Source organism: Rhodanobacter umsongensis (assembly GCF_042654965.1).
Lineage (GTDB): Bacteria > Pseudomonadota > Gammaproteobacteria > Xanthomonadales > Rhodanobacteraceae > Rhodanobacter > Rhodanobacter umsongensis.
Genome location: NZ_JBHSMK010000003.1, coordinates 328010 through 344441 on the forward strand (window position 1 = coordinate 328010; position 16432 = coordinate 344441).

Consider the following 16432-nt stretch of genomic DNA (forward strand, 5'->3'; position numbering starts at 1 on the left):
GCCCGCACGGGCCGGAAGCGCTGTGCGGGCGGGGTGTCCGGCAACTGGCCGCCGCCTTGATCCAGGTCAGGCGACTGCGACATTCTTGCCCGCCGCCTCGCCGCGGCCTATCATTCCGCTGTTCCAGGCACGCCGGATCATCATGATCGTGCTTCGACCAGCTACCGCCGGCTTGCCGCGCGTGACGATGTGGCTCAAGCCCAATCGCGCGCTCAGCCGGCGCGGTCTGCGTCGACTGATCGTGGTGCTGGCGGCGCTGGCGCTGATAACGGCTGCACTGGGTGCGTGGCAGGGGAATGTATTTGCTCCGCTGTTTGCCCTGGTGGAATCCGCCGCCGTGGCTGTCGCCTTGAGCGTGGCCTGGCGGGCCGGCGATCGCAGCGAGCGCATCACTCTCGACGCATCGTCGCTGGAGGTGCAGTCGTTGCCGGGCCGGCGCCGCATGCGTTTCCAGGCGTACTGGGTTCGCGTGTTGCTGGAGCCGGGCAACGGGCGTCAACGTCTGCTGCTGTCGTCGCATGGTCGCGAGCTGGAAATCGGTGCTTTCCTGGCGGAACCGGAGCGCGTCGAGCTGTCGAAGAAACTCATGGTGTTGCTGGCCGATTTCCATGACCAGCCACGCTAAGCAAGTTCAACAAAGGTGCAAGACATGACATCTGGCGGCATCAGGCGATCATTCACGGCAGCGGCGGCTCTCGCCCTTGCGTCGTTCGGCAGCGTGGTTCAAGCCGCCCCCGGTCCGTGGCAGCTCAACATGGAGCGCGGCGCGAGCACCTGGTCGCAGGTGCCGTACCACCTGAACAACATTTCGCTCGCCGTGTGCACGGTGATCGGCATCCTGGTGTTCGGCGCGATGTTCATCGCGATGTTCCGCTTCCGCAAATCGCGCGGGGCGGTGGCCGAGAAGTGGTCGCACAACACCATGGTGGAAGTCGTCTGGACCACCATCCCGGTGATCATCCTGGTGGTGCTGGCCTACCTGGCCACCGGCGGCCTCACCACCTGGGCCGACACCACCGGGTCGCAAATGACGGTCAAGGTCACCGGCTTCCAGTGGAAGTGGCGCTATGACTATGTCGAATACCAGGGCAAGCCGATCGCCAAGGTCGGCTTCATGTCCAAGCTCGATTCGCAGAGCAACCAGACCCGTCAGCTCGATTCGGGCATGGATCCGTTCGCGGTCAAGGTGAACGGCGAGAACACCTATCTGCTGGACGTCGACAAGCCGCTGGTGGTGCCGGTCGATACCAAGATCCGTTTCGTGATCACCAGCGGCGACGTGATCCACTCCTGGTGGGTGCCGGCGACGGGCTGGAAGATCGATGCGATCCCCGGAATCATCAATGCCGCGTGGACCAACTTCCGCACGCCCGGCACCTATCGCGGCCAGTGCGCCGAGCTGTGCGGCCAGGATCACGGCTTCATGCCGATCGTGGTGGTGGTCAAGTCCAAGGCGGATTTCGCCCAATGGCTGGCTGGCCAGGAGGCCGCCGCTGCTGCGCCGGCGCCCCCCGCCGGCGCCTCCACCGGGGCCGCACCGCAATCATCCGCCCAGATCACGGTGCCGGTCGCCGCGGTTCCGGGCAGCGCCAAGCAGGGCTGAACCAGCTCCCGCGCGGTTTCCGCACACGTTCTCAAGCAGTCGCATTCAAAAATTACAGGTTAGAGGTGCACGGCCATGTCCTACGCAGCCACCCATGATCATCACGATGATCACCACGGCGCGCCGAAAGGTTTCTTCCAGCGCTGGTTCATGTCGACCAACCACAAGGACATCGGCACGCTGTACCTCGTCTTCGCGCTGACGATGTTCTTCATCGGCGGCAGTTTCGCGATGTTGATCCGTGCCGAGCTGTTCAAGCCCGGCCTGCAGCTGATGCAGCCGTACTTCTTCAACCAGCTGACCACCATGCATGCGCTGGTGATGATCTTCGGCGCGATCATGCCGGCCTTCGTCGGCCTCGGTAACTGGATGATCCCGCTGATGGTCGGCGCGCCGGACATGGCGTTGCCGCGCATGAACAACCTGTCGTTCTGGATCCTGCCGTTCGCCTTCATCCTGATGCTGTCGACGCTGCTCCTGCCCGGCGGTGGCCCGGCCGGCGGCTGGACGATGTACCCGCCGCTGTCGCTGCAGAGCGATTCGCTGGCCTACGTGGTGTTCGCGGTCCACCTGATGGGCATCAGCTCGATCATGGGCGCGATCAACATCATCGCCACCATCCTCAACATGCGCGCGCCCGGCATGGACCTGCTCAAGATGCCGGTGTTCGTGTGGAGCTGGCTGATCACCGCGTTCCTGCTGATCGCGGTGATGCCGGTGCTGGCCGGTGCAGTGACGATGCTGCTCACCGACAAGTACTTCGGCACCAACTTCTTCAACCCGGGCGGCGGCGGCGATCCCGTGCTGTACCAGCACATCTTCTGGTTCTTCGGCCACCCCGAGGTCTACATCATGATCCTGCCGGCGTTCGGGATCATCTCGGAGATCGTGCCGACCTTCGCGCGCAAGCCGATCTTCGGCTACAAGGCGATGGTATTCGCAATCGCCTGCATCGCGTTCCTGTCGTTCATCGTGTGGGCACATCACATGTTCGCGGTGGGCCTGCCGCTGGGCGCCGAGATCTTCTTCATGTACGCCACCATGCTGATCTCGGTGCCGACCGGCGTGAAGGTGTTCAACTGGGTCGCCACCATGTGGGGCGGTTCGATGACGTTCGAGACGCCGATGCTGTTCGCGATCGCGTTCATCATCCTGTTCACCATCGGCGGCTTCTCCGGCCTGATGCTGGCCCTGGTGCCGGCCGATTTCCAGTATCACGACACTTACTTCGTGGTGGCGCATTTCCACTACGTGCTGGTGACCGGCGCGCTGTTCGCCATCATCGGCGCCGCGTACTACTGGTTGCCCAAGTGGACCGGCAACATGTACAGCGAGTTCTGGGGCAAGGTCCATTTCTGGAACAGCGTGATCTGGGTCAACGTGCTGTTTTTCCCGCAGCACTTCCTGGGCCTGGCCGGCATGCCGCGCCGCATCCCCGACTACAACGTGGCCTTCGCCAACTTCAACATGATCAGCTCGATCGGCGGTTTCCTGTTCGGCGCCTCGCAGCTGATCTTCCTGGGCGTGCTGATCCATTGCGCATGGTTCTCGAAGAAGAAGGCCACCGATCGCGTGTGGGAGGGTGCGAAGGGTCTGGAGTGGACGGTGCCGTCACCGGCGCCGCACCACACCTTCGAACTGCCGCCGGTGATTCATGACGACGAACTGGCCCACGGCCACGTCAACGACTGATCTCGACGTGACCAGGCCGACGGCGCAGCAGAAAGCGGACCGAACCGGCGACGACCGGCGCAAGGGCGTGCGGCGCACCGTGACGATTCTTGTGTTGATCGTGGCGGCGTTCTTTCTGGTCTCGTTCGTGCAGATCGTGTTGATGAAATAGCGGCACCGCGGCGATATGTTTTCCTTCAACCGGTCGGGTTTGGACGATCGGCATGCAGTTCCCCGGCCGGTACGGCGGGGCAGAAGTCATCAAGAGAAATCCACGGGGTCTCACCATGGGTCAGCAGCACGACGCTTATTTTGTTCCGGCCAAGAGCTACTGGCCGTTCGTGGCCGCAGTGGTCATGTTCACCACCGTGTTCGGTGCCGCGCACTGGCTGAATGCCGAGCCCGGCGATGCCGGTTTCGGCAAGACCGTGCTGATGGTCGGCGTGATCGGCGTGCTCGGCATGTTCTTCGGCTGGTTCCGCTCGGTGATCAACGAATCGCTGGCCGGCGACTACAACCACCAGGTCGACACCTCGTTCCGCATGGGCATGATGTGGTTCATCTTCTCCGAGGTGATGTTCTTCGGCGCGTTCTTCGGCGCGCTGTTCTACATCCGCATGTTCTCGGTGCCCTGGCTGGGCGGCCACGGGCACGGTGCACTGACCCACCAGTTCCTGTGGAGCGACTACGCCGCGTCGTGGGGCGCCAGCGCCGGCAATGGTCCGGAACATGTCGGCGGCGCATTCAGCACCGTGCCGGCCTGGGGCCTGCCGTTGCTGAACACGCTGATCCTGCTGACCTCGAGCGTCACGGTGACCATCGCCCATCACGCGTTGCGCGCCGGTCATCGCGGCAAGATCCTGTTGTTCCTCGGCCTCACCGTGCTGCTGGGCGCGACCTTCCTGTACTTCCAGGCCCACGAGTACATGGAGGCCTACAAGGAGCTCAACCTGACCCTGCACAGCGGGGTCTACGGCTCGACCTTCTTCCTGCTGACCGGCTTCCACGGCCTGCACGTGACGCTGGGCACGATCATGCTGGCGGTGATCTGGCTGCGGGTGCTCAAGGGCCATTTCAGCAAGGAGCACCACTTCGGTTTCGAGGCGGTGGCCTGGTACTGGCACTTCGTCGACGTGGTCTGGCTCGGCCTGTTCATGTTCGTCTATATTCTTTGACGCGAAATCCGTGTCGCGAAGAGCAGAGCCGGCGATCGGTGCCGGACTGCTCCACAGAAAGTCGCCATCCGGATCCCCGACAAAAAAACCCGCCGATGGCGGGTTTTTTGCTGTTTGGCCCGGGGCAATTCGACCGTCCCTGCCGCTCCGCAACCGCGTCGCGCCATTTGTCGCAACCGGCCCGCGTGGAAGGCGCAGACGCTACAATTACTGGCCTACGTCGTGCGGATGCAGCCAACCCATCCAGATGCCCAGCGCGACCATGCCGATCAGCAGCAGTGACAGTCCGATGCGACGGGTCAATGCCCACACCGTGCGCTTGTCGTCGTCCTTGTCGGTCATCATGAAATACAGCGCCTGGCCGAGGCTGAAGATCACCACCAGCAACACCACCACCAGCGCGATTTTGTAGACGGTTTCCACGTGATTGATCCGATCCATTTCGACCAAGCCAGTATAGCCACCAGGGGCGGGCTCGCCGCGTGATCCGTTTTCGGCGGCCACCGTGGTGGGCCTTGCTGCTGACGGCGGCTGGCGCCTTGCTGTTCATACGTTTGGGCGTCTGGCAGCTGCATCGCGCGGACTTCAAGGAAGCACTTCTGCGGCGGTATGCCGCATCGGCCTCGGCGCCATGGCGAGACTTTGCGGAGGTGGCCGCGAAGCCGCTCGCCGATGGCTTTCCGCGGGTGCGCGTGAGCGGCCACTATCTCGCTGGCCGAACGTACCTGCTGGACAACCCCAGGCATGATGGCCGCGGTGGGGTGGAGGTATTCGCGCCGTTCGTGGTGCGCGATCAGCCGCATACCCTGCTGCTGGTCGACCTGGGTTTCCTGACCGGCAACGGCACCCGCCAGCGGCCGTACCTGCCACCGCTGCCGGACGCCGAGGTCACGCTGCAGGGGTTGTACGTGCCACCGCCGCCGACCGGCTTCGAGATGGGTGGCGACGCGCTGGCGCGGCAGTCCCGTTGGCCGAAGGAAAGCATCTTTCTCGACCCGGCGGAAATCGCCCGCGACCTCGACCAGCCGCTGTATCCGCGGGTGCTGGCGCTGGACGCCGATCCTGCCTCGGTCTACGTGCGCGTGCACGCGCTCGACCTGTCCTCGATGCCGCCGGCGCGGCACCGGGCATATGCCTTCCAGTGGTTCTCGTTCGCGCTGGCGGCGGTGGTGATCCTGCTGGTGCTCAATCGCCGCAAGCCGCGCAAACCCCGTTATCCGAATGACGATGAAGCCCGATGAACAATGTTGATCCGAAATCGCTGCGTCGCAGCCGTCTTTTCCTGCTGCTGATCGCGTTGGTGTTCGCCGCACCGATGATCGTCGCCGGCCTGCTCAACTGGAGCGGCTGGCAGCCGGGCGTCAAGGGGACCGGTCAGCCGATCCAGCCGCAGCGCAATTTCGTCGACGAGAAGCTGCCGGTGCGGCTGGCCGATGGCCGCCTGTATGCGTGGCGCGACAGCGAGCCGCGGCTGACCCTGGTGGCCCTGGCGGGGCCGAACTGCGCGTTGCATTGCTTCGAGGCGCTGACCGGGCTGGCGAAGGCGCGCCTCATGCTCAACCGCAGCCAGGACCGGCTGCGCCTGCTCTACCTCGGCGCGCCGCCGACGGATGTGTCCCGCCGCGCGGCCATGCAGACCTACTGGTCGCTCGGCAGCGACGTCGATGGCAAGCTTGCCGAGTACCGGCCGACCACGCCTGACAGCGTGAGCGCGTTGCTGGTCGAATCCAACGGCACTGCACTGGCTTTCTATCCGGCCGGCTTCGACGGCCCGGGCCTGCTGCGCGACATGAAGAAGGTGATCAAGTGATGGCGCCGCGCGCGCTGAAGATCCTGCGCGGATTGTCGCTGCTGGCCGCCGTGTTCGCGTTCGGGCTGGTGATGTTCGGCGCGTTCGTGCGGTTGTCCAACGCAGGCCTGTCCTGTCCGGACTGGCCGACGTGCTACGGCCAGGTCACCTGGCCGCAGCACGCGCAGGCCGTGGCGCACGCGGACGCGGCATTTCCCGAACGTCCCTACGAGGCGCACAAAGCCTGGCGCGAGCAGGTGCACCGCTTCCTCGCCGGCACGCTCGGCGTGATGGTGCTGTTGCTGGCGCTGCTGGCGAGCGCGCGCAAACGCAGCGCACTGCTGATGGTGATCGCGGGCGCGGCGTTCGCCGCGGCAGGCGTGGGGCTGTACATGCGCGGCGAACACCTGTGGTCGTCGTTGCTGGCGGCATTCGCCATCGCGCTGCCGCTGTTCGCGGCGATCAGGCTGCCGCAGCCGGGTGCGTCGAAGATCAGCGTGCTGGCGCTGGCGGTGATCATCTTCCAGGCCATGCTCGGCATGTGGACGGTGACGTTGCTGCTGAAACCGATCGTGGTGATGGGTCATCTCCTCGGCGGCATGACCACGTTCGCGCTGCTGGCGTACGCCGCGCTGCGTTTTGCCGGCGCGGCTGCGCCGGACGAGCGCATGGCAGACCTGCGCCGGCTGGTGGCCATCGGCATTGCGCTGCTGTTCTGCCAGATCGCGCTGGGTGGCTGGACTTCGGCCAACTACGCGGCGCTGGCCTGCGGCTATGGTCCCGGCTCGTTCCCGCAATGTCTGGGCCAGTGGACACCGCCGACGGACTTCCACCAGGGCTTCGTGCTGTGGCGCGGGATCGGTGTCAACTACGAAGGCGGCGTGCTCGACATGGCTGCGCGCAGCGCGATCCAGATCGTGCATCGACTTGGGGCGCTGGTGGTGCTCTGCTATCTCGGCTGGCTGGCGATCAAACTGGCGCGGCGCGGCCTGCGCCTGTCCGGCACGGCGGTTGCACTGGCACTGGTGAGCCAGGTGCTGCTCGGGATCAGCAACGTGTACTTCGGACTGCCGCTGATCGTGGCCACCGCGCACAATGGCGTCGCCGCGGTGCTGCTGTTTACCCTGCTGGCCGCGCTGGCGCGCACGCAGCAGCGAACGACGTGGTAGCGAAGGGGAAGCGGGTCCGCCTGCCTGATCCGTGGAACCTGGAACCTGCCGAAAGCAATGTTCTCAAGCTTCGTTGATGTCCGCTAAGGTGGAGCCTGCTGGCGCGGTTCAGTGGCATCCGTGACCGTGCTTCCTCGGTACCAATCGGGAGGGAATACCCATCATGAAGAGGCATTGGTCGGTCATTCTTTGTGGATCCCTGGCGATCTGCCTGAGCTCGGCCGGCGGCGCGGCGGCGCAGGAGCAACCGCAGAAGGGGCAGTCCGCCGGCAGGCTGGAGATGAGCCAGCAGATTCGCGCCGCCAGCGGCGACTCGTTCGAAGAGAAGCAGGCCGAGTCCCTGCGGCATTCGCGCAAGAAGCCATTGATGACCCCGCTTCAGTCGACGGATGCCTTCCTCGAACTGGATCGAAATCACGACATGCGGCTGACACGTTCCGAGCTGCCGGAAAGAATGTCCATCCTGCGCATGCAGTTCGACAAGTACGATCTCGACCACGATCATCGGCTGAGCTACTCGGAATTCGCGAACTACACCGACGTGGCTTCGGGCGAGCTGGTTGACTCGCCATGAGGCTTTTGCCGGAGCAGCGGGCCCCGGGCGGCTGTCTGGCGGGTCCTGAGGCATTACACTACGCAGTCGCCCGCTGCCGAACCCCGCCGTGAATCTGCAATTCTCCCAGTACCTGCAACTGACCAAGCCGCGCATCGTTGCGCTGCTGGTGTTTTGCGCAGTGATCGGCATGTTCCTGGCCGTGCCTGGCCTGCCGCAGTGGCGTTCCCTGGTGTTCGGCACCCTGGGCATCTGGCTGGCGTCTTCTTCGGCTGCCGCGTTCAACCAGCTGATCGACCAGCGCATCGACAAGGTGATGGTGCGCACGTCGCATCGGCCGCTGGCCACCGGCGAGCTCAATGCGACGCAGGTGTTCGTGTTTGCGCTGGCTCTGGGCATCGCGTCGATGCTGGTACTGGTGCTGCTGGTCAATACGCTGACCGCGGTGCTGACGTTTGCGGGTCTGATCGGCTATGCGGTGATCTACACAGCGTTCCTCAAGCGCGCCACGCCGCAGAACATCGTCATCGGCGGTCTCGCCGGTGCGATCCCGCCGGTACTGGGCTGGACCGCGGTGACCGGCTCATTGCACCCATACGCATTGCAGCTGTGCCTGATCATCTTCGTGTGGACACCGCCGCATTTCTGGGCGTTGGCGATCTTCCGACGTGACGACTATTCGCGGGCGCAGGTGCCAATGCTGCCGGTGACCCATGGCGTCGTCTTCACGCGCTGGCACATCTTGTTCTACACCGTGCTGCTGGTGATGGTGACCTTGCTGCCCGCATTGACCGGCATGAGCGGGCCGATCTACCTGGGTGGTGCGGCGGTGCTCGGCGCGGCGTTCCTGTATTACGCGGTGCGACTGTTGAATCCACCCGATGAGTTGTATGCGATGAAGGTGTTCAACTATTCCATTGTCTACCTGATGGCGCTGTTTGCGTTCCTGCTGGCGGATCATTGGCTGGCCGAGCCGATCGTGCGGCAGGGCCTGGCACTTCAGCAGCTGGCCTGATCGGGCATCCGGGTCGCAGTGGCCAGGATGCTTCGGCACTGGCCATGTATCGACGGGCTGCACGGGCGATGGGCCTCACGCCGGCCGCCGGACAGGAAACAGTTTGCAGATCATTGATCGCAATCAATCCCCGCGGCCGTCAACAACTCGCGCAACCCAGTCAGTTGGGCCTCGTACTTTTTCCAGCGCCTCACCGCGGACTGATGAATCGGTGCGCGCACCTGCACGGAACTTGCCGTACTCGCCGGCGCCTGGTTGCGCTCGAAGTGAAGGCAGGCGGCGTTCCACGGCAGGCCGCAGTGCTCGAGCAGATGCCGGGTGCTGGCTTCCTGCTCGGTCACGAGAGTCTCGTAATCCACTTCCAGAATCCGGCCTGGCAGAACGCGCTTCCAGTGCGCCATCAGGCGATCGAACAGCACGTAGTAGCGACCCGTATCGAGCAGGTCGAACGAGTAACCGTGGAACGGCGATGTTTCGGCAAAGGGTTCGCGGAAATTGCTGAGGCATGTGTCCAGCGGATTGCGCCGCAGGCAGATGATCCGGGCGTTGGGCAGTGCGTTCGCAATGAACCCGGCATACAGGAAATTGTGCGGCAACTTGTCGATGAAGCGCGGTTTGAGACAGGTCGCGGGGCGCGTGCTGGCGAGATAGAGATCGCCCAGTTGCTCCCAGTTGATGTGACGGGCCCGCTCAATCACGCCCTGGTCCAGCATCACGGGAGACCGGCCGCCGGACAGGCGCTCCAGCATGACGCCGAAGTTCTGCAGCTCGCCGGCGGCATAGACCTCCGGATGGCTGGACAGGATCCGTTCCAGCAACGTGGTGCCCGAGCGCGGCATGCCGATGATGAAGATGGGTTCATCGGTCTGGCAGCCGGGTGGCTGCAAACGCGGTTCGGGGAAGGCATCGATCAGCGCGTTCACGATGGCTTCGTCCCGACCGATCGTGTAGTTGCGCGCATGCCAGTTCGCCGCCTTGCCGACGCACAGATGCTCGAAGGCTTGCGGGTAGTTGCCCAGATCCTCGTATTCCTTGGCCAACGCCATGTGCAACTGCATCTGCGCGGCAGGATCGCCACTGGTCCGCTGGGCAAGCAAAAGCAGGCGCTCGATGTGATTGCTGGCCGGGGACTGCTGGCGCAGTCTCGACAACACGCCATAAGCAGGCCAGTAATCGGGGGCCAGCGCCAGGCAGGTTTCGAGTTCGCCCTCTGCCAGCTCGACATTTCCGCCAAAGACCAGCGACGTGGCGAAATTGAAGTGGCAGATCGGATTGGCGGGGGCAAGCGCCACCGCGCGGCGAAACACCGAGGCGGCACGCTCATGGGCATGGCATTGCGTATATACCGTGCCGAGCATATCCAGCATCAGTGGATCGCGTGGCGACAAGGCGAGCGCAACATTGGCGACCTGCAGCGCTTCACCAGTGCGATGGGCCCGGACCAGTGCCCGGGCGAACTGCACGGCGTAATCGGAGTGGCGCGGCCGCATGCTGGCTGCCTGATGCAGGTGTTCGAGCGACTTCGGCATCTGTCGCAGCTCCAGCGCAGCGCAGCCCGCCAGGTAATGCGCATCCGGATGGTTGGGCTCGGCCTGCAGGAGGCGCGCGGCGAATTCACCGGCATGGCGCGCGTCGCCACGCTTGAGCGCCGCCCTGGCCTCGGCGAGAAGCTCATGGGCGCCAGGCAGCAGTGGGGATGGGTTCGTCATGGCATTCCGCTGGAAGGTGGACAGAGCAATGCATAGCTCCGTAAGTGCGTTCTCGATTTCTGACCGCCTTCGGCCTTTCACGCGACCGACGGCGTCAAACCACCGAGAGCTCAGGTGTGCATGAGTCGGCCGGTGAATATAACAAGACGACCACGGCACGATGGTTCGCCCAGCGAAACAAGTGCACCTGGCGATTGACACTTGCGCAGCGCAGCACGACAATGCGCGCGCCCTCCGGCGCGCTGCGCCGATGGGCTCCCAGTCCTGACAAACCAAGGCATATGGACGTTTACCCTAGTCGCAACGTCGACACCCGCTCGCTTCGGGTGCCGGCGCCGCATAACAAGTTGAACACCTGCGGCGACCGCCTGCGGTCGGCTGGCGCTTTCCACTAGGGAAAGCCTGGCCCACCCCTGACGACGCCGTTGGCGTCGTTACGAGGAGATGGGCCGATGAAGCTCCTTCGCGATTTCTACCGCCTGTGCGCTGCAGGCGTCCGTACCGCATCCGGTCGCGGTGCCGCCGCGTCGCGCGGATTCCATGTGACCGTGCCCGCCGCCTTGGGTCGGACGGCCAGTGAGGGTTCCGTGGTGGTCGAGCTGACGCAGGCCGGGCGGTCGCCCGCGGTTCGGCGTGAGCCGGCGTCGTTCCTGAGGACGCCGCGTCACCGGCGTCTCGGTGCGGGTCGCGGATGAGCGCCGTGCACCGCAAGGGCTGGCCTCCCCCACGTCCGGATTGATCTGCGGCCCGCGCGAGCGGGCAGGATCGTGGCGTGGCGGACTGGTGCCGCCGCGCTTCGCCACACAGCATTCCGATAGCGGTAGCGAATCATGAACAGGATTTCCAACCCGTCCGTCATGCGACCGGCAGGCAAGGGTGCAGCCAGGCCGCTGGCCGTTGCCGCGGCAGAGCAGGCTCTTTGCGACGCGGACGTGTTGCTGCGGCAGCTGGACACCACGTCAGCCGGCCTGGACGCCGAACAGATCGGAGCGCGGCTGCATCGTGATGGCTTGAACGAAGTGGCGCATGAAAAACCGCCGCACTGGTCGCTGCAGTTGCTGCGCGCGTTCAAGAACCCGTTCATCGTGGTTCTGCTGGTGCTCGCTGGCGTGCAGCTGGTCACCGAGGGCAACGACCTGACCGGTCCGATCATCATCGCGGTGATGGTCGGCATCAGCGTGCTGCTGAGTTTCAGCCAGGAGTATCGCTCTTCGCGCGCCGCCGAAACCCTGAAGGCCATGGTGCGCAATACCGCCACGGTGACGCGGCGTGCCTCCGACGGCCACAGCGAGCAGATCGAAGTGCCCGTGGTCGAGCTTGTCGTGGGCGACATCGTGCATCTCGCGGCCGGCGACATGGTGCCGGCCGATCTGCGTCTGCTCGGTGCGAAGGATCTTTTCATCAGCCAGGCGATTCTCACCGGCGAATCGCTGCCGGTGGAGAAGTCGGCGCCGGCGCGCACCCGCGCCGATGACGGCCACGGCAGCACTCTGCCGGATCCCGATCCGCTGGATCTGCCCAGCGTCTGCTACATGGGCACCAACGTGGTCAGCGGTACCGCGACCGCCGTGGTACTGGCGACCGGTGCGCGCAGCTATCTCGGCTCGTTGGCGCACAGCATGAGCGGTCAGCGCGTGCAGACCAGTTTCGATCGCGGCGTGAGCAGCGTCAGCTGGCTGTTGCTGCGCTTCATGGCGGTGATGGTCCCGGTCGTGTTCCTGATCAATGGACTGGACAAGCACAACTGGACCGAGGCGTTCCTGTTCGCGCTCTCCATCGCGGTGGGGCTGACCCCGGAGATGCTGCCGCTGATCGTCACGGCGAACCTCGCCAAGGGTGCGCTGGCGATGTCGCGGCGCAAAGTGGTGGTGAAACAGCTCAACGCGATCCAGAACTTCGGCGCGATGGATGTGCTGTGCACCGACAAGACCGGCACGCTGACGCTGGACAAGATCGTGCTTGAACGGCACCTCGACCTCGATGGCGAGGAATCCGACGAGGCACTGGAGTACGGCTATCTCAACAGCCGTTTCCAGACCGGGCTCAAGAACCTGATGGACAAGGCGGTGCTGGCGCATCGCGACCTGGAAGCAGCGGCGACACGGTACCGGGTGGTCGACGAGATCCCGTTCGACTTCCAGCGCCGGCGCATGTCGGTGGTGGTCGCCGACGGCGGCGGCGAGCACCTGCTGATCTGCAAGGGCGCGGTCGAGGAGATGCTGTCGATCTGCGCGTTCGCAAAAGTCGGCGACGTCACCGGGCCGATGACCGATGAACGTCGCCGCGAGATCAAGGCGATGACCCACCGGCTCAACGAGGACGGCCTGCGCGTGCTGGTCGTCGCGGTGCGGCGCCGGCCGGCGCATGAACGGCCCTACAGCGTGGCCGATGAAAGCGACCTGATTGCGGTTGGCTGCCTGGCGTTTCTCGATCCGCCGAAAGACTCCGCCGCCACCGCGATCCGTGCGCTGCACAGTCACGGCGTCGAAGTGAAGGTGATCACCGGCGACAACGAGGCGGTGACGCGCAAGATCTGCCGCGAGGTCGGTCTGGATGTCACCCATTCCGTGCAGGGCAGGGATGTCGAAGCGCTGGATGATGCCGCGCTGGATGCGCTGGTCGCGCGCGTCACCGTGTTCGCCAAGATGTCGCCGCTGCAGAAGGCGCGCGTGGTGCGCGCGCTGCAGCGGGTCGGCCACACGGTCGGATTCCTCGGCGACGGCATCAATGACGCGCCGGCGCTGCACGATGCCGACGTGGGCATCTCGGTGGACACCGCCACCGACATCGCCAAGGAATCCGCGGACATCATCCTGCTGGAAAAAAACCTGATGGTCCTGGAGGAGGGCGTGATCGAAGGGCGGATCACCTTCGGCAACATCATGAAGTACATCAAGATGACCGCCAGCTCGAACTTCGGCAACGTGTTCAGCGTGCTGGTGGCCAGCGCTTTCCTGCCGTTCCTGCCGATGCTTCCGCTGCAGATCCTGGTGCAGAACCTGCTGTACGACATCTCGCAGTTGTCCATTCCGTTCGACCGCATGGACGAGGAGTACTTGAGCAAGCCGCGTCGCTGGGACGCCGGCGACATCGGCCGTTTCATGGCGTGGGTGGGCCCGGTCAGCTCGATCTTCGACATCACCACGTTCTGGCTGATGTGGCACTACTTCGGCGCGAACACACCGGCGCGGCAGTCACTGTTCCAGTCCGGCTGGTTCATCGAGGGCCTGCTGTCGCAGACGCTGATCGTGCACATGATCCGCACGCGGCGAATCCCGTTCGTGCAGAGCATCGCCTCGGCACCGGTGCTGGGGCTGACCCTCGCGATCATCGTCATCGGCATGCTCATCCCGTTCAGCGCGCTCGGCGCGAAGATCGGCATGGTGCCGCTGCCGCCGATGTACTTCGCGTGGCTGGCGCTGACCCTGATCAGCTATTGCGTGCTGACCCAGCTGATGAAACTGATCTACATCCGCCGCTACGGGCGCTGGCTTTGATCGCTGCCCGCCTGCTCCATTGCCGATAGCATTCGGCGGGTGTTTCGTAGCTGGGGGTGTCCCAGATTTTGTGTAAACGGGCCACAGGCAGGAAACTGCCACGAGATCCCGCGTGATCGGCAAGGCAGCTTCGAGCCGCAGCGAGCTCCGTTTACACAAAATTCCGCACGCCCTAGTGACTGCGCTGATAGGCGCGGGTCACATCTGGCGGAACAGGTGCAGGTACGTGCGGCTCACGGGCAGCACGTCCGCGCGGCCCTTCAGGTGGATGTCCGCGGTCTCGTTTTCGCCACGCAAGACATGGCTGATCGCGCGGAGATTCACGACCACGGAACGGTGCACCTGCACGAAATGCGCAGCATCCAGTTGCGCCACCAGTTCCTTCAGCGGCGTCCGGATCAATCCCCCGGCTGTCTTGCCGTCGTCGCCGCGCCATGCAACCAGGGTGTACTTCTCGTCAGAGCGCAGGAAGTCGATCTGGTCGACCGAAACCAGGCGCAGCGCCTGCCCGACCGAAACGCGGATCCAGCGCAGCGGCGTCAGTGCCGCCTTCTTGCAAAGGTGCGCTTCCAGTTGCTCCAGAAGCGTGCGGGTGTCGGGTACCGGTTGCGCGGCGCGCAATCGTTCCTGCAGACGCGCCACCGTGTCGCTCAGGCGCGCCAGTTCCACCGGCTTCACCAAGTAGTCAAGCGCACCCTGTTCGAAGCCCTGCACAGCGTACTGGTCGAACGCGGTGACGAAGACGAGATGTGCACGGCGATCGATGAAGCGCGCCACCTCCACGCCGGACAGGGCCGGCATATGCACATCGAGAAAGCAGATGTCGGGCCGCAGCGCCTCGAACTGCTCGACCGCCTCGCGGCCATTGCGCGCCTGAGCGACAACATGCAGTTCGGGCCAGGCCTGCGCAAGCAGCCGCATCAGCTGCTTGCGCAACAGCGGCTCGTCATCGGCGATCAATGCAGTGGGGCGCGAACTGCTCATGCCGGCCTCTCCCGCGCAGGAAACTCGAGTTCGGCGCAGACGCCCTTCGGTTCGAGCGGCAGCAACCGCAGCTGCGTATCGCCGCCGAAGGCCAGCTGCAGGCGCTCGCGCAGGTTCGAAAGTCCGGTGCCCAGCCCATCGCCGGCCTGCCCCAGGCCTACGCCGGTGTCGATGACTTCAGCGCGGCAGCGCCCGTCCCTCACGCGCACACGCACATCGATCCGGCCGCCTTCCTCGCTTGGGTCGATGCCATGCCGTACAGCGTTCTCGACCAGAGTCAACAGCGTCATCGCCGGAAGATGCGATGCCAGGGCCGCTTCATCGGCGTGCAGCGTGAACTGCAGGCGGTCGGGCATGCGCATGTGCATCACTTCCAGATACGCGCGCACCAGCTCGATTTCCTGTGCGAGTGTGGTCATCGGCTCGTGCAGGCGCGGGACCGCCGCACGCAGGTACGCGATCAGGCTGCCGAGCACCGCGGAGGCCTGCGGCGATCCGGAATCGACCAGCTCGCGCACGTTGGCCAGCGTGTTGAACAGGAAATGCGGCTCGACCTGCGCCTGCAACAGCCGCAGACGGGTTTGCGCGGCATTGCGCTCGTACTCACTGCGCTCCAGCTCGAAGGCCAGCGCCTGGCCGTTGATGTGCCGGTACAACGCCGTCATGGCGATCCATGGCGTCAGCAGGATGCCGAGCCCGGTGATCATCGCGAAGCCGGACAGCCGGTCTTCACTGTGCGGCCACGGCACTGCGTCGCCAAACGTCGTCAGCGAATAGGCGATCGCCACGGCGAACGGCACCGCAATCGCCACGCCTGCGACCTGCAGCACCCAGCGCGCCATCCAGCGCGGCAGACGCCTGGGCCAGCGCTCGAACAGTCCGAAGACCATCAGTTGGAACAGGCCCAAGAACATCATGCGGACAAACAGCACGACCCACGGACCCTCCCAACTCGGCAGCAGGAGAACGCTCAGCACCAGGCTCGTCATCAGTACGAGCCGCACGCGTCGCCAGCCCAGCATGCGGGGAGCTAGGCCTCGTGGTTCTACTGAGGGAACAGTGGTCGCCATTGACCAACTATAGAATAGGGTGCGGGCGGATTCGCACTGTGCGACCCGGCTGCGCAGCACATTTCCGCCGTTCGTCCGCGGCAATCGTCAGCCGACCCGCCCAGGCCGTCGTCCATCGCAAACAGCTCGCTTTCGCGCCTTCCCACGGTCAATGTTTCGCTCGCGAGGTCCGGAACGGGAGAGGGGTGAGATATGAC

15 protein-coding genes are annotated in these 16432 nt (G+C 64.7%); 11 read left to right on the top strand and 4 right to left on the bottom strand.

The window, feature by feature from the left end:
- Positions 1–187: 187 nt before the first annotated feature.
- From ACFPME_RS06695 to ACFPME_RS06715, 5 genes are all read left to right on the top strand, one after another.
- Positions 188–625: a DUF2244 domain-containing protein gene (locus tag ACFPME_RS06695; protein WP_377303663.1), complete on the top strand. Its 438-nt coding sequence runs from the start codon at positions 188–190 to the stop codon at positions 623–625.
- 24 nt (positions 626–649) lie between these two features.
- Positions 650–1603, top strand: a complete 954-nt coding sequence (coxB, locus tag ACFPME_RS06700) for a cytochrome c oxidase subunit II (protein ID WP_377303382.1) — start codon at positions 650–652, stop codon at positions 1601–1603.
- 75 nt (positions 1604–1678) lie between these two features.
- The gene (ctaD, locus tag ACFPME_RS06705) at positions 1679–3295 is read left to right on the top strand and encodes a cytochrome c oxidase subunit I (RefSeq protein ID WP_377303384.1); all 1617 of its coding nucleotides are present in this window, start codon (positions 1679–1681) and stop codon (positions 3293–3295) included.
- Positions 3296–3302: 7 nt separating this feature from the next.
- Positions 3303–3446 carry a hypothetical protein gene (locus tag ACFPME_RS06710; protein WP_377303386.1) on the top strand — a complete coding sequence of 48 codons (144 nt, stop codon included), beginning with the start codon at positions 3303–3305 and terminating at the stop codon, positions 3444–3446.
- Between the two features lie 115 nt (positions 3447–3561).
- Positions 3562–4449, top strand: coding sequence for a cytochrome c oxidase subunit 3 (locus ACFPME_RS06715; protein WP_377303388.1), 888 nt, complete (start codon positions 3562–3564; stop codon positions 4447–4449).
- A gap of 207 nt (positions 4450–4656) precedes the next feature.
- Here the strand turns inward: ACFPME_RS06715 and ACFPME_RS06720 are convergent, their stop codons facing one another.
- Positions 4657–4872 (bottom strand): twin transmembrane helix small protein, encoded by a 216-nt coding sequence (locus ACFPME_RS06720; RefSeq protein WP_377303390.1) that lies wholly within the window; start codon positions 4870–4872, stop codon positions 4657–4659.
- A 59-nt stretch (positions 4873–4931) separates the two neighbouring features.
- Here ACFPME_RS06720 and ACFPME_RS06725 point away from each other — a divergent pair, with 59 nt between their 5' ends.
- The 5 genes from ACFPME_RS06725 to cyoE all read left to right on the top strand — a co-directional run bounded on the left by ACFPME_RS06725 (position 4932) and on the right by cyoE (position 8975).
- Positions 4932–5690 carry an SURF1 family protein gene (locus tag ACFPME_RS06725; protein WP_377303392.1) on the top strand — a complete coding sequence of 253 codons (759 nt, stop codon included), beginning with the start codon at positions 4932–4934 and terminating at the stop codon, positions 5688–5690.
- Positions 5687–6259, top strand: coding sequence for a cupredoxin domain-containing protein (locus tag ACFPME_RS06730; protein WP_377303394.1), 573 nt, complete (start codon positions 5687–5689; stop codon positions 6257–6259). The genes ACFPME_RS06725 and ACFPME_RS06730 overlap by 4 nt, the downstream gene beginning before the upstream one ends.
- On the top strand, positions 6259–7407 hold the full coding sequence (locus ACFPME_RS06735; protein ID WP_377303396.1) for a COX15/CtaA family protein: 1149 nt from the start codon (positions 6259–6261) through the stop codon (positions 7405–7407). Before ACFPME_RS06730 ends, ACFPME_RS06735 begins: the two co-directional genes overlap by 1 nt.
- 163 nt (positions 7408–7570) lie before the next feature.
- Positions 7571–7981 (top strand): EF-hand domain-containing protein, encoded by a 411-nt coding sequence (locus ACFPME_RS06740; RefSeq protein ID WP_377303398.1) that lies wholly within the window; start codon positions 7571–7573, stop codon positions 7979–7981.
- Positions 7982–8069: 88 nt separating this feature from the next.
- A complete protein-coding gene (cyoE, locus tag ACFPME_RS06745; RefSeq protein WP_377303400.1) occupies positions 8070–8975 on the top strand; it encodes a heme o synthase in 906 nt (301 codons plus the stop codon).
- Between the two features lie 110 nt (positions 8976–9085).
- On the opposite strand, the gene ACFPME_RS06750 is transcribed toward cyoE, so the two are convergent.
- Complete coding sequence (locus tag ACFPME_RS06750) at positions 9086–10684, bottom strand: tetratricopeptide repeat-containing sulfotransferase family protein (protein WP_377303402.1); 1599 nt, start codon at positions 10682–10684, stop codon at positions 9086–9088.
- An 830-nt stretch (positions 10685–11514) separates the two neighbouring features.
- Here ACFPME_RS06750 and mgtA point away from each other — a divergent pair.
- Entirely contained in the window at positions 11515–14181 is a 2667-nt protein-coding gene (gene mgtA / locus ACFPME_RS06755) for a magnesium-translocating P-type ATPase (protein WP_377303404.1), read from the top strand.
- A 198-nt stretch (positions 14182–14379) separates the two neighbouring features.
- Here mgtA and ACFPME_RS06760 read toward each other — a convergent pair whose 3' ends face one another.
- A complete protein-coding gene (locus ACFPME_RS06760) occupies positions 14380–15165 on the bottom strand; it encodes a LytR/AlgR family response regulator transcription factor (RefSeq protein WP_377303406.1) in 786 nt (261 codons plus the stop codon).
- A complete protein-coding gene (locus ACFPME_RS06765) occupies positions 15162–16295 on the bottom strand; it encodes a sensor histidine kinase (protein WP_377303407.1) in 1134 nt (377 codons plus the stop codon). Before ACFPME_RS06765 ends, ACFPME_RS06760 begins: the two co-directional genes overlap by 4 nt.
- Positions 16296–16432: the final 137 nt, after the last annotated feature.

What these genes read in the sequence shown, in the direction of transcription:
- ACFPME_RS06695 (WP_377303663.1), top strand. Translation starts at nt 188, where the DNA reads ATGTGGCTCAAGCCCAATCGCGCGCTCAGCCGGCGCGGTCTGCGTCGA.
- coxB (WP_377303382.1), top strand. Translation starts at nt 650, where the DNA reads ATGACATCTGGCGGCATCAGGCGATCATTCACGGCAGCGGCGGCTCTC.
- ctaD (WP_377303384.1), top strand. Translation starts at nt 1,679, where the DNA reads ATGTCCTACGCAGCCACCCATGATCATCACGATGATCACCACGGCGCG.
- ACFPME_RS06715 (WP_377303388.1), top strand. Translation starts at nt 3,562, where the DNA reads ATGGGTCAGCAGCACGACGCTTATTTTGTTCCGGCCAAGAGCTACTGG.
- ACFPME_RS06730 (WP_377303394.1), top strand. Translation starts at nt 5,687, where the DNA reads ATGAACAATGTTGATCCGAAATCGCTGCGTCGCAGCCGTCTTTTCCTG.
- ACFPME_RS06735 (WP_377303396.1), top strand. Translation starts at nt 6,259, where the DNA reads ATGGCGCCGCGCGCGCTGAAGATCCTGCGCGGATTGTCGCTGCTGGCC.
- ACFPME_RS06740 (WP_377303398.1), top strand. Translation starts at nt 7,571, where the DNA reads ATGAAGAGGCATTGGTCGGTCATTCTTTGTGGATCCCTGGCGATCTGC.
- ACFPME_RS06750 (WP_377303402.1), bottom strand. Translation starts at nt 10,684, where the DNA reads ATGACGAACCCATCCCCACTGCTGCCTGGCGCCCATGAGCTTCTCGCC.
- mgtA (WP_377303404.1), top strand. Translation starts at nt 11,515, where the DNA reads ATGAACAGGATTTCCAACCCGTCCGTCATGCGACCGGCAGGCAAGGGT.
- ACFPME_RS06760 (WP_377303406.1), bottom strand. Translation starts at nt 15,165, where the DNA reads ATGAGCAGTTCGCGCCCCACTGCATTGATCGCCGATGACGAGCCGCTG.